Source organism: Allorhizobium sp. GW101-3B10 (assembly GCF_059424725.1).
In genome coordinates this window covers 1631980-1648488 of record NZ_JBWKZR010000001.1, presented here as the reverse complement: position 1 = coordinate 1648488, position 16509 = coordinate 1631980, and the positions used below count along the sequence as shown (strand labels likewise).

Below are 16509 nucleotides of genomic sequence, written 5' to 3'. Positions count from 1 at the left end.
TGGATCTGTCCAACTTTTTATCCGCACCCCCAACGGGTCAAATCCTGCTGGAATTCGACAGCTTGCGATGACCGTCAAGCTGAGGATGGCGATGTTGGTGCGACGATTGCCAATATCGTCTGGATGTTGAACGCGAGGCGCTGCTCCAATGCCGCGAGCGTCATCATGCGTCGGCCGTATACGATGGAGCTCGTCGCATGGTTTGTGAAGTAGTAGTAGCAGATAGAGGTGATCGTCAGGCCGAGTTGGATCGGATCGATCCCCCCGCGAAATGTGCCGTCGACCTCTCCGCGCCGCAGGAAATCATCGACAAGCGGCCGTGAGTTGGCGGCGCCTTCCCGCAGAATGCGGGATTTTCGGAAGTGCACGGCCTTCAGCTGGTTTTCGGAGTTCAGAATTGTGATGAATTCCGGGTGTCCCAGATAATAGGTCCAGATGAATGTCACCAACGCGATCAGCGCCTCACGAGGAGGAAGCTGGTCAAGGTTCAGCGCCGCTTCGGCATCCCAAACATCCCGATAGACCTTCTCCAGAACGGCCTGATATAGCAGTTCCTTGCTGCCGAAATACTGGTAGATCATCCGCTTGTTGATCTCGGCCCGTTCGGCGATGGCTTCGACGCGTGTTCCTGCCAGCCCGTTGGCCGCAAATTCCACGACGGCGGCATCCAGTATCCGGGTTTGTGAAAGATCGGGCCTGCGAGGGTGCCGCCTGCGAGGCTGCTTGTGTGCTTCCGCACTCTTCTCTTCCGTCAAGACGCTTCTCGCTTCGATCACTGCACATACATTTGGCCACGAGCATCGAGCAGGTCGGACCTGCCTCCAGTTTGCTTCGCCATTATCTGATAGGGTGTTTTTTTGGCCTAGGTCAATGGTTCAGGGTCCTCCGTAAGTAACCAAGTCGTTATTTATTGCCACTATCTATATAAAAAACCGCGATAAAAAGTATCGACAATTTTACGTTTGTCATCTGGGGTCAAGAAAGCCCCATAGAGGAGGCTGTGTTGACGACGTGTGTCGGTCGTGGTGTCGGCGATGCCTCGCTGGCTCAAATTCACCTGACGCCCCTCGACGGACACAGAATTGGGCAATCACCGCCGGATGGGGTGCTTGCGGATAGAACAAAAGCGGATATGGCAGATCATTCAATCGATATCAGGGATCTGGAGAAGCGGTTCGATCGTACCCAGGTGCTACGGCGCATCAATCTTCACATCCGTGAAGGGGAATTCCTGACACTGCTTGGGCCTTCCGGCTGTGGAAAGTCGACGCTGCTGCGCCTGCTGGCCGGCTTCGAACCCCCTGCACGAGCGGCCGCATCCTGATCGGCGATCGCGACGTTTCACCACTGCCGCCGAAGGCCCGCAATATCGCGATGGTCTTCCAGTCCTATGCGCTCTACCCGCACATGACTGTTCGAGCCAATCTGGCGGTGCCACTGGAAATGTCACGCCTGTCGTTCCTGCAGCGCCTGCCGGGTGCCGCCTTGCTTTCACCGAGGGTACGCGGCATCCGCCATGACATCGCCGCCGAGATCGCAGCGGTTGCGAAGCCGCTCGGTCTCGAGGCACTTCTTGATCGCAAGCCGGCCCAGTTGTCCGGCGGCCAGCGACAGCGCGTTGCGGTCGGTCGGGCCATGGTCCGACATCCAGCCGTCTTTTTGATGGACGAGCCGCTTTCCAATCTCGATGCTAAATTGCGCCAGCAACTGCGCGAGGAGATCGTCGATCTGCATCGCCGTACCGGCATTACTTTCATCTAAGTCACCCACGATCAGACCGAGGCGATGGCGATGTCTGACCGGATCGCCGTCATGGAAGGCGGGGAAATCAGGCAGCGCGCTGCGCCTCAGGAGATCTACAACCGGCCAGACTATCTGTCCGTGGCAAGGTTCGTCGGCGCGACGGCGATCAACGAGATGCTGGTGATGATCAGGGGAGGCGCGGTGTCGGTCAACGGCCGCCCACTGAAACTGACCTTAGCGGGCCTTGTCGATGGAGAGTATCTACTCGCTATCAGGCCGGAACGGCTTCATCCGGCCGAAGACGGGCTCGGCGACATTTCGCTTCCGGTGGAGCAGGTCGAATTCATCGGTAACGAGGTCGATATTCGCTGCAACGGTTCGGAGATCGGGGCAGGGGCAATCCGGGTCCAGCTTCGGCCGGAGAGCTTCGCTCAATTGAGTCATGGTCGACATGTAGGTTGTCCGTCTGCGAATGATCCGAGACAGATTGGCGTTGCGAAGATTGGAGTTTCTGGTCCGTCGTTGGGTTTGATTTAAGCCGCTCGCTGACGATGTTGCAAGCGGCGCTGTTTGATGGTGTCGCGTTTGATCCTTTCTCTTTCCAACAGAATGGTGTGGCCGCGGCCGAAGTAGACGTCGGCCGGTGTCAGGTTGCCGAGACTTTCGTGATATCAGTGATGGTTGTAGTGATCGATGAAGGCTGTGATCTGTGCCTCAAGGTCTTGCGAGAAGTAGTAATTTTCCGGTAGAATGTGATACTTGAGCTTCTGAAGCCACCGCTCGATCTTCCCTTGGGTCTGGGGATGGCCGGGTGCACCATGCACCTGTTCGATGGATCGCTGCTCAAGCCAATCGCCAAGATCGGCGGCGATGTAACACGGGCCGTTGTCCGAGAGCAGACGCGGCTTGTGCTCGACCTTCGCTGAATTGCATCCTGAGGCCGTCAGTACCAGGTTCAGCGTGTCGGTGACATCTTCGACTGAACCGCACCGAGTTTGCGGAGGCTGTTTGGTTTAAGTTATGCAGCCATGGCTGGTTCGTCCAGCATGGCGTAATACTTCTCCTCGGCTTCGGCTGGCGGAATGTTGCCGATAGGCTCCAGAAGCCGTCGATGGTTGAGCCAGTCGACCCATTCCAGGGTGGCGAATTCAACCGCTTCGAAGCTGCGCCACGGTCCGCGCCGATGGATGACCTCGGCTTTGTAAAGGCCGTTGATCGTTTCGGCGAGGGCGTTGTCGTAACTGTCGCCAACGCTTCCGACGGAAGGCTCGATGCCTGCCTCGGCCAGTTGCTCCGAATACTTGATCGACACGTATTGAACGCCCTTGTGCGAGTGGTGAACCAGACCGCCGCCATGAACGGGACGCCGCTCATGAAGCGCCTGTTCCAAAGCATCGAGGACGAAGCCTGCATGCGCCGTCCGGCTCACCCGCCAGCCGACAATCCGGCGCGCGAAGGCGTCGATGACGAAGGCTACGTAGACGAAGCCTTGCCAGGTGGCCACATAGGTGAAATCCGAAACCCAGAGCCTGTTCGGCGCAGGAGCCTTGAACTGGCGGTTCACCCGATCGAGCGGGCTCGCAGCCGTCTTGTCGGGAACCGTCGTGCGGATCGGCTTGCCCCGGATGATACCCCGAAGTCCCATCGATCGCATGAGCCGGGCGACGGTGCAGCGGGCTATATCGAAACCCTCCCGCTTTAATTGCCGCGAGACCTTGCGCACGCCGTAGACGCGGAAGTTCGCTTCGAACACACGGCGTATCTCGATCTTCAATGCAATGTCGCTGCGGGCGCGGACCGACAACCGGTCCACGTCCAGGCGTTTGGCAACGTTCTCGTAGTCGGTTGATGGGGCAATCGGCAGCAGTCTGCAGATCGGCTCGTCCCCGAATACCGAGCGGTGTTCGTCGATGCGGGAGATCATCGCTTCAATGGGCGGTCGAGCTCCGCCATCGCGAAATAAGCGGACGCTTTGCGCAGCATTTCATTGACCTGCCGAAGCTCGCGGTTCTCCCGCTCCAGAGCCTTCATCTTCTCGGCGACTTCGCTTGGGAGCCCAAGCCGGGAACCATCGTCCACTTCCGCCTTCTTCACCCATTCATTGAGCGTCTGCGCCGTGCAGCCGATCTTGGCGGCGATCGAGGAAACCGCTGCCCATCGCGAGGAATATTCGCCTTGGTGATCCAAAACCATCCGCACCGCACGGGCGCGGACTTCAGGTGAAAATTTGTTCGTCGTCTTGATCATATCGGCCCCATTTTCTCAGACGTTGGAGCCTCCGGCAAACCCGGCGCGGTTCAATGACCTTGGCCAGGGTCGTCGGATCAGCGTTTTAATTTGGCGATTGCCCCTCGTTTCGAGAGCGCCTGTTCGCGCGGTTTGAGCCATGCCGCCGCAGCAGGGCGTCTGTCAAAAGCTTCAGTCTCGTGATAACACGCCATCCTGCATGACCGCACTCGTGCCATGTAGCCGATACTGCCATCCATGCGTTTGCGAGGGGTGATAGAGCCCATGGCGCTTCTCTCATTTGGTACATTGTGCCAAGTCCAGCTATGGGCAAGCGGAATTGGGACAAAACGAGCTTAAACAAGACGGAAGAGACAGTGCTGCAAGAGCCTGCAAAGATGGAAACACAGAGATATTTCAAGGCTCCCGTCTTCGCCGTTGCGCCGATGATCGACTGGACGGATCGGCATTGTCGGTACTTCCACCGGCGGCTGAGCGCGCGGGCGTTGCTCTATACCGAGATGGTGGTGGCCGATGCTGTCATCCACGGGCATCGCGACCGGCTCTTGGGCTTTTCGCCGGAGGAGCATCCGGTGGCGCTGCAGCTCGGTGGATCGGATCCGGCGAAGCTGGCCGAGGCGGTGCGGATCGCGGCGGATTACGGCTATGACGAGATCAACCTCAATGTCGGCTGCCCGTCCGACCGGGTGCAGTCGGGGACCTTCGGCGCCTGCCTGATGCGCGAGCCGGAGACGGTGGCGGCCTGTGTCGCGGCGATGAAAAAAGTGGCGAGCGTGCCGGTGACGGTCAAGTGCCGGATCGGCGTCGACGACCAGGCGCCGGAGGCGGTGCTGCCGGATTTCCTCGCCCGCATGGTGGCCGCCGGCGCCGATGCGATCTGGATCCATGCACGCAAGGCCTGGCTGCAGGGGCTGTCGCCGAAGGAAAACCGCGACATCCCGCCGCTCGACTACGACCTCGTCCACCGGATGAAGCGGGAGAACCCGGAGGTCTTCCTCGGCATCAATGGCGGCATCGACACGCTCGACAAGGCGCTCGGCCATCTGGCGGTGATGGACGGGGTCATGCTCGGCCGGGCCGCCTATCACAATGCCACGCTTCTGACCGAGGTGGACGAAAAGATCTATGGCGAGCCGGCCCGCGCGCCGGATTGGGACGGGGTGCGCGACACGATGATCGCCTATGCCGAGCGCGTGATTTCGCAGGGCGGGCGGCTCAACCATGTCACCCGCCACATGATCGGCCTGTTCCAGGGCTTTGCCGGGGCACGGCGCTACCGGCAGATCCTCTCCGACGCTACCAAGCCCTCGGCCGGGCCGGCGCTCATCGCCGAGGCCTTTGCCGCCGTCGACCTTGCCGGCGGGCCGAAGGTTTCGCCCGACACCCGGCAGGCGGCGGCGGTCTGAGGCACTTCCAGGGGCGACAGCCCGCAGGGAGAGGGCGTTGAGCCCTAAGGCCCTGGCCCTCGGAAAACAGCTTGGGGACCTGCGTCCGACGCCGAAAACCAAAACCCCCGGCCATCCGTGACGAAGCCATTCTCTCACGCCTTCGCCCCGCGGGGACGAAATTTTTCGCGGTGCCTTGCCGCCTGCACGGCTTTTCCCGGCGGCGCGCGTCCCCATGCGGCAGGCCTCGCCCCCCGAGTCAGCCGGGCAGCCGGCGGCGCAACGAAAAACGGCGCCCCGAGGGACGCCGTTCGATAAGATCATCGCCTTTGGGCGAACAGGCTCAGAAGGCCTGGATGTTGACGGCCTTCGGGCCCTTGCCCATGCGGTCCGGCTCGGTGTCGAACGAAACCTGCTGGCCGTCCTTCAGGGTCTGGATGCCCGAAGCCTGGAGAGCGGAGATGTGAACGAATACGTCCTTTGCGCCGCCTTCCGGGGTGATGAAGCCGAAGCCCTTGTCCTGGTTGAAGAATTTTACGGTGCCTTTGGTGGCCATGGGAGAGTTCCTTGTCCCTTGTGTCGTTGGTTTCCCGGCGCCCGGCGGGCCGGAAGCAGGGGCGATATTGCCCTTCGGTGTGACGGGCTAGTCGGAAGTCGCGATAACGGGGAAAGAACGTCTACCAGCGGGAGGAAGCCCCCAGGACCGCTCCGGCGGTCATACAGTCGGTCCAGTCTCCGGGATCATTAGTGCCCGAACGACGCCATTGCTAAGGCCTTTTTCGGGAAAAGGCAAGAGCCTAACATGGCCGACATCGGCACCCCAACTCGGCAACCGGCTGAATCCATTAAGATTTGAGGGGGGGCGCCCGGGCGGCGGACCGGGTGCGCTGCGGTAGGGCGACACGCCGCCGGCCGGCACCGTTCGCCGGTCGCTCTTCTCTCCCCGCCGTCATTCTTTGGACAAGCCGGCTTGCGACTTGAAGCGGGACCCGCGAGGCTTTAGGAACCTTGCGGGGGCAATGAAGACATGCCGAGGACAGGTGCCGCCGTGATCGATCCCTACCAACTGCTCGGACTGGAGCGCGACGCCGACGAGGCGGCGATCAAGGCCGCCTATCGCAAGGTGGCCAAGACCGCCCACCCGGACGCCGGCGGCGATCTCGACCGGTTCGCGGCGCTCACCGCGTCCTATGAGCTGCTGAAGGACCCGGTGCGCCGCAGGGTCTATGACGACACCGGCTACGACCCGCAGCTCGCCGATGCCACGGACCTGAAAGGCCTGATGATGCTCGAGACGCTGGTCAACGAGATGATCCTCGACGAGCGCGAGCCCGGCAGCTTCGATCCCGTCGCCGGGCTCCGCCGCAAGCTGACCGACGACCTGTTGAAGGCCCGCTTCCACATTCTCGAGCTGGAGCGCCACCGCACACGGGTGCGCCAGCATGCCGACCGCATCGGCCGCCGGCCGGAGGCCGACGTGCTGGGCTCCATGCTGCGCGCCCGCACCCAGTCGATCACCGACGCCATCCGCGCCGCCGAAACCCAGATCGCCGCGATCGAGCGGGCCTATGCCATGCTCGAGGGCTATTCCTACGAGCTGGAGGCGGTCGCGCCGCCCAAGGCCGAGGCCGAGGCGGCGGAATAGGGGCCGGCCGGGACGGCGCATCGTTCCGACCATGCGCTCTCACAGTGTCCAGGGCAGTCCCTTGAGCATTTCGCGCGGCACGCTGGCGACCACGGCGCGATAGGCCGCGAGCGCGTCGCCGTCGAGAAGCGCCGGCAGCTTGTCGCGCCGGCGCCGGATCCACCGGCGCACCACCGGCCGGTTGTCCGGATCATCGCACAGCACGGTGGCGGCGATCTCGAGGGCGGCATCCTGCAGCTCGCGGGTCTCCGGATCGGGCGAGGGCAGGGGCTCGGCGTCCAGCAGCAGAATGATGAGCGCCGCCCGCACCCGCGTATAGAGCGCTTCGAAGCCGGCCCGCTCGGTTTCCGTCAACTGGTGGATGCACCAGGGACGGATGGGGGCCGTTTCAGGGTCGACATAGCGGCAGGCGCCGCTGCGCCAGCAGGCGCGGACCGGGCAGGCGCGCACCGGCACGCCGAGCAGCTCCGCCGTGCGCGCCATCAGAGGCTCCCGGATGTCATCGTCGATCTCGGGGACTTCGGGGTCCGGCAGTTCGACGGCTTCGTTCATGGCTTCTCTCCCTTGCCGGGCCTTGCCGGCTCCCGTCGCGCGGCGGCCCCTCGTTGCGCGCCCTCGTCCAAGGGCACGGGTTTTCGCCGGCCGGGCCTCTTGCCCTCCGGTTTCTCCGGTGTTCTTCATTCTCCCGGCAAGCCGGGACGGACGGGGCGCTGTCAGCTGCCTCGTAAAATTGGTTTATGTGGCACCTTTCAGCGCCCCGTTCGGCGGTTTTTGCCCGCGACTTCGGCCTCTCTGCGGCGCCGGCCCTTGCCGGGGATTTTTCACGCGGGGCCCGGCTTTTGACCGGCGGACGCCCGCACACCCTCGACAACCCGGTCTTACCACCATGCCACGCCACACAGGCGCTCCCGGCGCGCTGTCAGGGCCGGCAAGGTTTCGGGCTGTCCAAAGCCCGAAAAAACCTTGCCCCCACGTCGCCAGGGGGAGACCATTTTCCGCGGACCCCGAAGGACCGGGCCTGCGATCGCCCGAACCCCTCAGCGCCGATCCCACCTCGCCGGGCACGCACACCCGGTGTATCCGATGGCGGGACGGGGAGAGTGTAAACGCGGGCGGAGAGGGCGGGGAAAAGGCGGGGGGATGGGTGTTGATTTTGTTGGGGGAATTGGGGTGGGCTTGCCCGTCTCGGGTGGCGGCTAGTGCACAAATAACAATTGGACTGCGGATTTGAAACTGAAACAGAGAATGCTTAATTTCAATGGACGAAGGCGTGGGGATGAAATCTCATTCTGCCTTGCGTCAGCAGTAGTCCACGATTTCTGCACTAATATTCTCGCCCAACACTTCTCAGTGCCTGCGACAATTCATACGGAGGGGTGAGCTAATTTGACCCGTTTCGAACTAGATTAAGCTGCGATATCGGCTGAAAAAATATCATTATGGTAATTTTTGTATATCTCGGCCGCCAACTTGCAAAACGCGACAAGAAGTTCATCGTCTATTACCTCCCTCGGCTCTATCGGATTTGTGTCCTCGAAGTCTTCCTTGTGAACAAGTATGTTCCTTATTTTGTACAAGCGACGTCCAACTGCCGCCGCCTTTGCCATCGGCTCTGAATCTGAATTATTTATATCTTTAAATAGTTCAATTTTATTGAAACTCAATTCCTGCAGTAGCTCGTACCCAACCATCGAAAACAGGCCCTTAATTGACTCATCTTCCTTAGCTCGCCACTTGAGCTGCCGTCTGCAGTCAAGGGCTATGGGGACGGCGACTCCGCCAAGATTAAAGTTGCTTTTCAAAGCGATACCCCACGGCAGAGAAAATACATTTTCATAGTACCTATATATCTCTAGGAATATCTGACTGTGATGGGTAGATGTAAGGCTGTTGTATATGTTCTCAACGTCGCCGTGTGTGTGTTTCGAAAGGTTTATCAATTCGTTGTTGAGTCTCTCTCCAACAATGTCGGATCTCAAGCTTCTTATCTGGCTGGTGATGTATACAGGAAGAATCCAGGGGGAGCTTTGATATTCAGTTGCGTCGCAATCAATGCTGTATAGAGAAATGGACTGAAATAATTCAATAAGGTCGACAAATCTATGTCCTGTATAATCATTTTCCTTAGCTGGAGAGAGAATATCTGCGCAGTAATCTCTTCTTCTATATTCAGACTTAAGTTTATAGAAATCGTTCAGGTGAAACCGTGCCAATAGAAAATGGCAGGGCAAAAACTCTTCACGGGTAAAGCCAGCGGCACCCATCGTTTCGTCGAGTAGTTTGACTTCGTCAATACTGAGTGAATCTGTACCAATAAAGTAGTAGTTTCTGTTTTCATACGATGATTTTAAATAAGGCGCGCCCCCGCCAAGCGCCAGTGGTCTACTTTCAAATTTCATTGAATTCACGATGGGCGACTGATGTTGGAGGTCGTCAGGCGGCAATCCTTCAGTTGTTAGGCTGAACTGTTGTGCAGTAGCTCCTGCACACTCAAGTATGGGGACAAAAGTGTTCGCGATCAGTTCGTTGATTGTCGGCTTTGGCACTAGTGGGCCATCCATACAGGTTCGAAGTTCGTCAAGCGATCGGCATGTGTGAACATTGCCTTGAATGCGCTGGTAAACAGTTCGCGTTCATACCTCCCCACTTGGCCCGTGCGGCGCGACAGCAGCTCGTTTAGTGTTTGCAGTCTCAAAAATGCCCTGAATTCGCTCTGATCTGCTTGCTCGTTGAGCGACGCGCATATCTTTTCAACTGCATCCCGGAGTTGAGCCATCTTTGACGGAACATCAGTCCAGTTGGTTTCAAATCCTGGCAAATCAAAGAGATACAGTGATGCAGCTGCGCAGAATCCTGCCATGGCCGGGAATGAATTAAAAAGGTCCTTCCCTTCCGCTATCTTCACGTTTTCCGTGCTTTCATCCTCTTTGCTTGAAAACCGGGAAAGAGCCTGGTCAAACTTCGTCAGAAGCGAGAGAACATCTGTGAAATAGCCGATAAATTCAGAGTGAGATGTGGATTCAATAGCGTTCATCCGCGCGAAGTCTTCAGATATTTTGTCGCGCAAATCTACCTCGGCCTTTCTTGAGGTAAAGATGATAAACAGCTCGATTATCGATTGGCCTTGATACTGAGAATGCTGGCGGCGCCTCCGATTGTCATCTTTGGCAAAGATTTCAATTTCGTCGCCGATTTTGTCTCTGACGATCTTTACGATTTGCCCATAGACAGTCTCCAGTTGCCGACCGATTTCCCATGGAACCTGGCCAGTGTTGAGTACAAGCATGCGGTAAATCAGCGAGTTGACCTCAAGGGCGATCCAGAATTCTACTCTTACTAAGTTATTTCCGATATTACGGCCCGCGTTGATTGCCTCTTGCAGAGCAGTAGTGCGCTGCATCCCGTCGATGATTGACAGGCTATCAGTTTGGTCTTTGCCCAAAATCTGCAGCAACTCTTCTTTGGACGTTGAGCGCGATATGCGCTCATAGTTGTCGCCGTCGGTCTGGTAACCGATGACAACTGGAGGGAGAACTGCTCCCCTGGCGACATCCTCTACCATCCGCTGGCGAATTGTTTGCGCAGTTTTCGTGGTTAACTTACTTCGCTGTCCCTCGATCCCACCTTTGTTATGGTAAGCGTTCTCTGCCAACGCAAGATACTCAGTTACCGTGAGTGAGATCATTATGGAGAGGCACTTAACTCGGTGGTCTTCAATGAGGCTAAACATCAGTTTCTTCAAACTTTGTCGTTGATAGGTTTCCGCCAGCGGTGGGAACTACGGCCGGCGAATGCGTTTATCGCCTTAATTGTCGCACCCGTAAAGATTGTTTTTAGATCACCGTGCCGAACGCTCCGTTGCCCTTGGTCTCGCGCTTGCGCTTCTGGTTGCCGTCCGGGCCACTCGGACCCTCAACCTCATAGGAGTTGGCGCCGGGTTTGGAGCAGATGAGGGTCGGGGACAAGACCCCCTCACCAAGTTCGCCACGCCAATCGGCTTCGCCTCTTGGGGCGAACTATCCTCTCCCACCAGGGGAGAGGAGGGCGTCGCGTTTGTGGCTTGCCTCCGGCCAGCGCCACCTCTCCCCTTGTGGGAGAGGTTACAAAATCAACAGCTTAGCCGAAGGCTAAGTGTTAGATTTTGTTGGTGAGGGGGTGGTTGCTGGCGGCAATGGAAAGACCCCCTCACCTAGTTCGCCGAGCCAATCGGCTTCGCCTCTTGGGGCGAACTATCCTCTCCCACAAGGGGAGAGGAGGGCGTCGCGGGCTTTGGCCTTGCCCCTCATCCGCCCTGCCGGGCACCTTATCCCCGCAGGCGGGGAGAAGGAGACTCGTGGTCGGCCTACTTGACCGGCTTCAGCGAGTTGATGATCGCCACCAGGTCCGTGGCGTGTTTTTCCTGCTCTCCCTTGGTGCCCCAGTAGGTGATGACCAGCAGCTTTTCCGGATTGGGGGCGACGATCGACATGCCGATCGACACCGGCCCGTCCTTGTCGGTGCCGTCCCAGTCGAGATTGACCATGTCCATGCCGTTCAGCTTGTCGGTCGACTGCTTGAGGCTGGCCGGGTCGACGGTGACGCCGTTCTCGGTGAGGAAGTCGGCGGCGTCGTCGATGACGGCGTCGGTGGTCTTGGCGTCGGCGACGTCGATGAAGAAGTAGATCGCCTCGTCCGGCGAGGTGACCTCGGCGCCGGTGTCGGTTTCGTCCAGTGTCCAGCTGTCCGGCACGGTGATCGAGGCGATCGGCGCGTCGGACGGGAAGGACAGTTCGCCGGCCTTTGCGGCGGTGGTCAGGAGAAGGGCGGCGAAGGCCGCGGTGGCGAGGGTTTTCATGGGCGTGCTCCTTGGGCGGGCCGGATTGTTGCGGGCGCGAGCATAGCCGATGAGCGTGAACGGCGCGTGGCCCGGCTCGGGCGAAGCGACGGGATTTTGCCGCTTGGACCGAAAAAGGTCCGGGTGGGGCAAGGGGCGGAGGGGGTGGCGGCGGGGGCGGATGCGGCGAGGGCCTTGCCCCCCAATGCTCCCCACAAGGGGGAGGGTGCCCGTCCTGCCCGGCGGCCGAAACCCACCTCTCCCCTTGTGGGAGAGGTTACAAAATCAACGGCTTAGCCGAAGGCTAAGTGTTAGATTTTGTTGGTGAGGGGGTGATCGCCGAGGTTCGGTCTTGCCCCCTCACTTGGAATTTCTAGCACTTAGCTTTGCTAAGGTGCTGAAATTCCATTCTCCCCCACCGAGGGGGAGAAGGTTACCGCCCCGGCCGGCCGGTCTTGCCCTTGGTGCGGGTCTTGCGTTTCTGGTCGCCAGGATCCTCGTAGGAGCCGGCGCCGGGTTTGGCGCGGATGATCGGGCGGGGATCGTCGGCGGCGGGCCGGGAGACACCCCCCTCTGTCGCCTTCGGCGACATCTCCCCCTCAAGGGGGGAGATCGGACCGCGGTCGGGCTCGGTCTTCGGTTTCTGCGGCAGTTTGCCGGGCACCGGCTTTTCCGTGCGGCCGACGGTCATTTCGTCGAGGCTGTTCTGGCGGAACAGGCTCCTGGATGCCGGCGTCGGCATGTCGGTCCCCGGGCCCATGTCGTCGAGCGTCGGCTTGGCGAAGTAGGATGCGGTCTCCGATCTCCCTCCTTGAGGGGGAGATGTCGGCGGAGCCGACAGAGGGGGGTGGTCTCCGGGCGCCGCATCTTCGGGGGCTGCCCCCCTCGGTCCCTGCCGGGACATCTCCCCCTCAAGGGGGGAGATCGACCCGGGGCGGCCGTCCGTGTCCCGCGGCCGGCCGGTCTTGGAGCGGCCGGAGAGCGAGATGCGGGGTTCGCCGCCGCGTTCCAGTTGCCGTGCCTCGTCCTTGGCCATCGGGTCGTCCATGGCGGCGAGTTCGACGGCCTTGAGGCGCTTGATCTCGTCGCGCAGCCGCGCGGCGGCCTCGAAGTCGAGATTGGCGGCGGCGTCGCGCATCTGCTTTTCCAGCGCGTTGAGATGGGCCTGCAGATTGCCGCCGACCAGATGGCCGCCATCGGCAAAGCCCTTGCCGGCGACGCCGGAAATGTCGGCGCGCACATGGTCGCGCTCGTAGACCGAATCGAGGATGTCGGAGATGTGCGCCTTGACCGATTCCGGCGTGATGCCGTGCTCGATATTGTAGGCGGTCTGCTTCTCGCGGCGGCGCGCCGTCTCGTCCATGGCGCGCTGCATCGATCCGGTCACCTGGTCGGCATAGAGGATGACCTTGCCGTCGACGTTGCGCGCCGCGCGGCCGATGGTCTGAATAAGGGACGTCTCCGAGCGCAAAAAACCTTCCTTGTCGGCGTCGAGGATGGCGACGAAGCCGCATTCGGGAATGTCGAGGCCTTCGCGCAACAGGTTGATGCCGACCAGCACGTCGAAGGCGCCGAGGCGGAGATCGCGGATGATCTCGATGCGCTCCAGCGTGTCGATGTCGGAGTGCATGTAGCGCACCCGCACGCCCTGCTCGTGCAGGTATTCGGTGAGGTCCTCGGCCATGCGCTTGGTGAGCACGGTGACCAGGGTGCGGTAGCCCTTCAGCGCCGTCTCGCGGATCTCGCCGAGCACGTCGTCGACCTGGCTCTTGGCCGGGCGGATCTCGACCGGCGGATCGATCAGGCCGGTCGGGCGGATGACCTGTTCGGCGAACACGCCGCCGGCCTGTTCCATCTCCCAGTTGCCGGGCGTGGCCGAGACCGCGACCGTCTGCGGCCGCATGGCGTCCCATTCCTCGAAGCGCAAGGGGCGGTTGTCGAGGCAGGAGGGCAGGCGAAAGCCGTATTCGGCCAGCGTCGCCTTGCGGCGGAAGTCGCCCCGGTACATGCCGCCGATCTGGGAGACGGAGACGTGGCTCTCGTCGATGAACAGCAGGGCATTGTCGGGGATGTATTCGAACAGGGTCGGTGGCGGCTCGCCGGGGCGGCGGCCGGTGAGGTAACGCGAATAGTTCTCGATGCCGGCGCAGGAGCCGGTCGCCTCCAGCATCTCGATGTCGTAGCGGGTGCGCTGTTCCAGCCGCTGCGCCTCCAGCAGGCGGCCGCCCTTTTCCAGTTCGGCGAGGCGCTGTTTCAGCTCCTCCTTGATCGACTTGATGGCGCCGTTCAGCGTCGGCCGCGGGGTGACATAGTGCGAATTGGCGTAGATCTTCACCGATTTCATCTCGCCGGTCTTCTTGCCGGTCAGCGGATCGAATTCGGTGATCGCGTCGATCTCGTCGCCGAACATCGAGATGCGCCAGGCGGCATCCTCCAGGTGGGCGGGGAAGATCTCGATCGTGTCGCCGCGCACGCGAAAAGAGCCGCGGACGAAATTGATGTCCTGGCGCTTGTACTGCTGGGCGACGAGGTCGGCGAGCAGCTGGCGTTGGTCGAGCCGGTCGCCGACCGTCATCTGGAAGGTCATGGCGGTATAGGTCTCGACCGAGCCGATACCGTAGATGCACGAGACGGAGGCGACGATGATGCAGTCGTCGCGCTCGAGGATGGCGCGGGTGGCGGCGTGGCGCATGCGGTCGATCTGTTCGTTGATCGACGATTCCTTCTCGATGAAGGTGTCGGAGCGCGGCACATAGGCTTCCGGCTGGTAGTAGTCGTAATAGGAGACGAAATATTCCACCGCATTGTCGGGGAAGAAGTTCTTGAACTCCGAATAGAGCTGGGCGGCCAGCGTCTTGTTGGGCGCGAGGATGACGGCCGGGCGCTGCGTCGCCTCGATCACCTTGGCCATGGTGAAGGTCTTGCCGGAGCCGGTGACGCCGAGCAGCACCTGGGTGCGGTCGTCGTTCGCCAGGCCCTCGACCAGGTCCTTGATCGCCGTCGGCTGGTCGCCGGCCGGCTGGTAGTCGGACACCATGCGGATCGGAATGCCGCCCTCGGACTTGTCCGGCCGGGCCGGGCGGTGCGGCGTCCAGATCTTGCCGTCCTTGAACAGCGGATTGCCGCTCTCGATCAGCGAGGACAGCGCCTCGACGGTCGCGGTGACTGCGCCGGGCGCAAGCGTGCCGGCATCCTCCAGCGACACGTCCATGCCGGCGACCGGGTTGAGGCCGGCCGCCGCGCGGGTCTTCGGATCGGAGGAGCCGCCCATCGAGGTGCCGCGCGCGCTGCGGCCGGCGCTCGGTCCGGCCGCCTTGCCTTCGGCCGCCTTGGCCCCGGACTTGGTCAGCGTCTTGGCCAGCGCCACCTGTTCGGAATGCTTGCGCGCCTCAATCTCGATCTTCTTGCGGTGCTTGCCGGCCTTGGAGGCGAGCTCGCGCTGGCTCTCGACGGTCGACGCCTCGGCCTCCGCCTCGAGCTGTTTCACCCAGTCGGACACGCTGCCGGAGAGGGGCGCGCCGTCGAACGATGCCTGGGGAGCCTCCTCGAAACCTGAGGGGGCGGCGGGATTTTTCGGTGTCTTGGCCATGCGGCGAATATGGCGAGAGTCAGGGCGAAAGGGAAGGGGGGGCAACCGAGAACGAGAACAAAAAAGCAACTGCTGTCGTCCTGCTGACGGAAACTGTCAGGGGGGCGAACGGGTGCCCAGAGACTATCGCTTGAAGATGTTGTCTCGATGCCACGCGAGAAAATGGGGATGCGGCCGCAAATATGATGGTTCCGGCACACGCGCCGCCAGATCTCGGACCAGAAGGTGAGAAATGTCCTCGTTCAGGTGCCTCGACCGCAGGATCGTGAAGTCGTCCGACATCGACAGAAGTCCGCGGTCGAACATCCAGTGCACCGTGCCCGACAGGGCAATGCCGTTCTGGATGGAGTCATTACCGCCGCGCTCCACCGGCACTATGTGCGCGGCTTCGACCTCGGGGCGGCCTCCGCCGTTGATCAGCCGTAGGCCGGTAAAGGCGCAGGTTCGGTCATAGACATGGCGGACATGCTGGCGGAACTTGGCATCGCGGAAGGGGCGATTGATCGTCTGCTGCAGGATCGGGCGATCGAACGAGGGCACGACGTAGGCTGACTGTCCGCCTTCGTCGATCTGGAACGGGGCCGCGACAGAATCCGTCCTATCGGGCCACTCGTCTGGTTCGCAGAGGCCAGCTTCCACGATGGCGGCGAATTCGCGTTGATCGATGATGCGCACAGCCTGTACGCTGCGGCCGGGATTGACGATCCCCTCAGGGCTGACCAACTGCAATTCATAACCGCCGTTCTCGCGGTAGTCGAGCGGCCGATCGAAATCGATGTACTGATCGAGAAACGCGTAATGGTGGCCCGCCAAGTCTGGATCCGGCTCGACTGAAACAACGCGCGCCATGCCCGTGTAGTAGCGACTTGGTGACTGCGGAATGGGACCATAGTAGATAATCCAATCCCCGACCGTCTGCAGTACGCGGGAGTGGTAGGATTTGGGGTAGTGGTACCGCTTGCCCCGGATGTCCTTATAAGCACTCCCGTCCTTATGGTAGAAGATTGCGTTTGCCATGGTGTCTCCGAAACATGCCGCTGCGTCAGCATAGCAGACCAATCCGAGTCGGCCCTCTCCAGCGATTGCT

Annotated in this window: 15 protein-coding genes, 1 pseudogene and 1 other annotated feature; of the genes and pseudogenes, 5 read left to right on the top strand and 11 right to left on the bottom strand. The window is 60.8% G+C overall.

Features of this window, described 5'->3' with window-relative positions; genetic code table 11:
- Positions 1–74: 74 nt before the first annotated feature.
- Positions 75–755 (bottom strand): TetR/AcrR family transcriptional regulator, encoded by a 681-nt coding sequence (locus AC07Y0_RS07885; RefSeq protein WP_498676119.1) that lies wholly within the window; start codon positions 753–755, stop codon positions 75–77.
- Between the two features lie 248 nt (positions 756–1003).
- Between AC07Y0_RS07885 and AC07Y0_RS07880 the strand changes: the two genes are divergently transcribed.
- From AC07Y0_RS07880 to AC07Y0_RS07870, 3 genes are read left to right on the top strand one after another with little or no spacing between them, the layout of a single operon-like run.
- Positions 1004–1324 carry an ATP-binding cassette domain-containing protein gene (locus AC07Y0_RS07880; protein ID WP_498676116.1) on the top strand — a complete coding sequence of 107 codons (321 nt, stop codon included), beginning with the start codon at positions 1004–1006 and terminating at the stop codon, positions 1322–1324.
- Positions 1228–1761 carry an ABC transporter ATP-binding protein gene (locus AC07Y0_RS07875; RefSeq protein WP_498680194.1) on the top strand — a complete coding sequence of 178 codons (534 nt, stop codon included), beginning with the start codon at positions 1228–1230 and terminating at the stop codon, positions 1759–1761. Before AC07Y0_RS07880 ends, AC07Y0_RS07875 begins: the two co-directional genes overlap by 97 nt.
- Positions 1762–1791: 30 nt before the next feature.
- Positions 1792–2280, top strand: coding sequence for a TOBE domain-containing protein (locus AC07Y0_RS07870; protein ID WP_498676115.1), 489 nt, complete (start codon positions 1792–1794; stop codon positions 2278–2280).
- On the opposite strand, the pseudogene AC07Y0_RS07865 reads toward AC07Y0_RS07870, so the two are convergent.
- Both AC07Y0_RS07865 and AC07Y0_RS07860 read right to left on the bottom strand, forming a co-directional pair.
- Positions 2277–2720: pseudogene (locus AC07Y0_RS07865) on the bottom strand (integrase core domain-containing protein); the annotation flags it as partial. The gene AC07Y0_RS07870 and the pseudogene AC07Y0_RS07865 sit on opposite strands and share 4 nt — an antisense overlap.
- A gap of 41 nt (positions 2721–2761) precedes the next feature.
- Positions 2762–3990, bottom strand: a protein-coding gene (locus AC07Y0_RS07860; RefSeq protein ID WP_498676113.1) for an IS3 family transposase whose coding sequence is annotated in 2 segments (ribosomal slippage) — positions 2762–3696 and positions 3696–3990 — 1230 coding nt in all. Because the reading frame shifts where the segments join, the coding sequence is not laid out codon by codon here.
- Positions 3593–3709: a sequence feature (AL1L pseudoknot), on the bottom strand. (Overlaps the previous gene by 117 nt.)
- Positions 3991–4367: 377 nt before the next feature.
- Here AC07Y0_RS07860 and dusA point away from each other — a divergent pair.
- The gene (dusA, locus tag AC07Y0_RS07855) at positions 4368–5396 is read left to right on the top strand and encodes a tRNA dihydrouridine(20/20a) synthase DusA (protein WP_498676110.1); all 1029 of its coding nucleotides are present in this window, start codon (positions 4368–4370) and stop codon (positions 5394–5396) included.
- Between the two features lie 322 nt (positions 5397–5718).
- Here dusA and AC07Y0_RS07850 read toward each other — a convergent pair whose 3' ends face one another.
- Entirely contained in the window at positions 5719–5931 is a 213-nt protein-coding gene (locus AC07Y0_RS07850) for a cold-shock protein (RefSeq protein WP_028735154.1), read from the bottom strand.
- A 471-nt stretch (positions 5932–6402) separates the two neighbouring features.
- Between AC07Y0_RS07850 and AC07Y0_RS07845 the strand changes: the two genes are divergently transcribed.
- On the top strand, positions 6403–7020 hold the full coding sequence (locus AC07Y0_RS07845) for a J domain-containing protein (protein ID WP_498676105.1): 618 nt from the start codon (positions 6403–6405) through the stop codon (positions 7018–7020).
- Positions 7021–7059: 39 nt separating this feature from the next.
- Here AC07Y0_RS07845 and AC07Y0_RS07840 read toward each other — a convergent pair whose 3' ends face one another.
- From AC07Y0_RS07840 to AC07Y0_RS07810, 7 genes are all read right to left on the bottom strand, one after another.
- The gene (locus tag AC07Y0_RS07840; protein WP_498676104.1) at positions 7060–7572 is read right to left on the bottom strand and encodes a hypothetical protein; all 513 of its coding nucleotides are present in this window, start codon (positions 7570–7572) and stop codon (positions 7060–7062) included.
- A gap of 854 nt (positions 7573–8426) precedes the next feature.
- Complete coding sequence (locus AC07Y0_RS07835) at positions 8427–9566, bottom strand: hypothetical protein (protein ID WP_498676102.1); 1140 nt, start codon at positions 9564–9566, stop codon at positions 8427–8429.
- Positions 9566–10750: a hypothetical protein gene (locus AC07Y0_RS07830; protein WP_498676099.1), complete on the bottom strand. Its 1185-nt coding sequence runs from the start codon at positions 10748–10750 to the stop codon at positions 9566–9568. Before AC07Y0_RS07830 ends, AC07Y0_RS07835 begins: the two co-directional genes overlap by 1 nt.
- 103 nt (positions 10751–10853) lie before the next feature.
- Complete coding sequence (locus AC07Y0_RS07825; RefSeq protein WP_498676097.1) at positions 10854–10985, bottom strand: hypothetical protein; 132 nt, start codon at positions 10983–10985, stop codon at positions 10854–10856.
- A 377-nt stretch (positions 10986–11362) separates the two neighbouring features.
- On the bottom strand, positions 11363–11854 hold the full coding sequence (locus tag AC07Y0_RS07820; RefSeq protein WP_498676095.1) for a histidine kinase: 492 nt from the start codon (positions 11852–11854) through the stop codon (positions 11363–11365).
- A gap of 412 nt (positions 11855–12266) precedes the next feature.
- Positions 12267–15422, bottom strand: a complete 3156-nt coding sequence (gene uvrB, locus AC07Y0_RS07815; RefSeq protein WP_498676093.1) for an excinuclease ABC subunit UvrB — start codon at positions 15420–15422, stop codon at positions 12267–12269.
- Between the two features lie 123 nt (positions 15423–15545).
- Entirely contained in the window at positions 15546–16439 is an 894-nt protein-coding gene (locus tag AC07Y0_RS07810) for an HNH endonuclease (protein ID WP_498676091.1), read from the bottom strand.
- Positions 16440–16509: the final 70 nt, after the last annotated feature.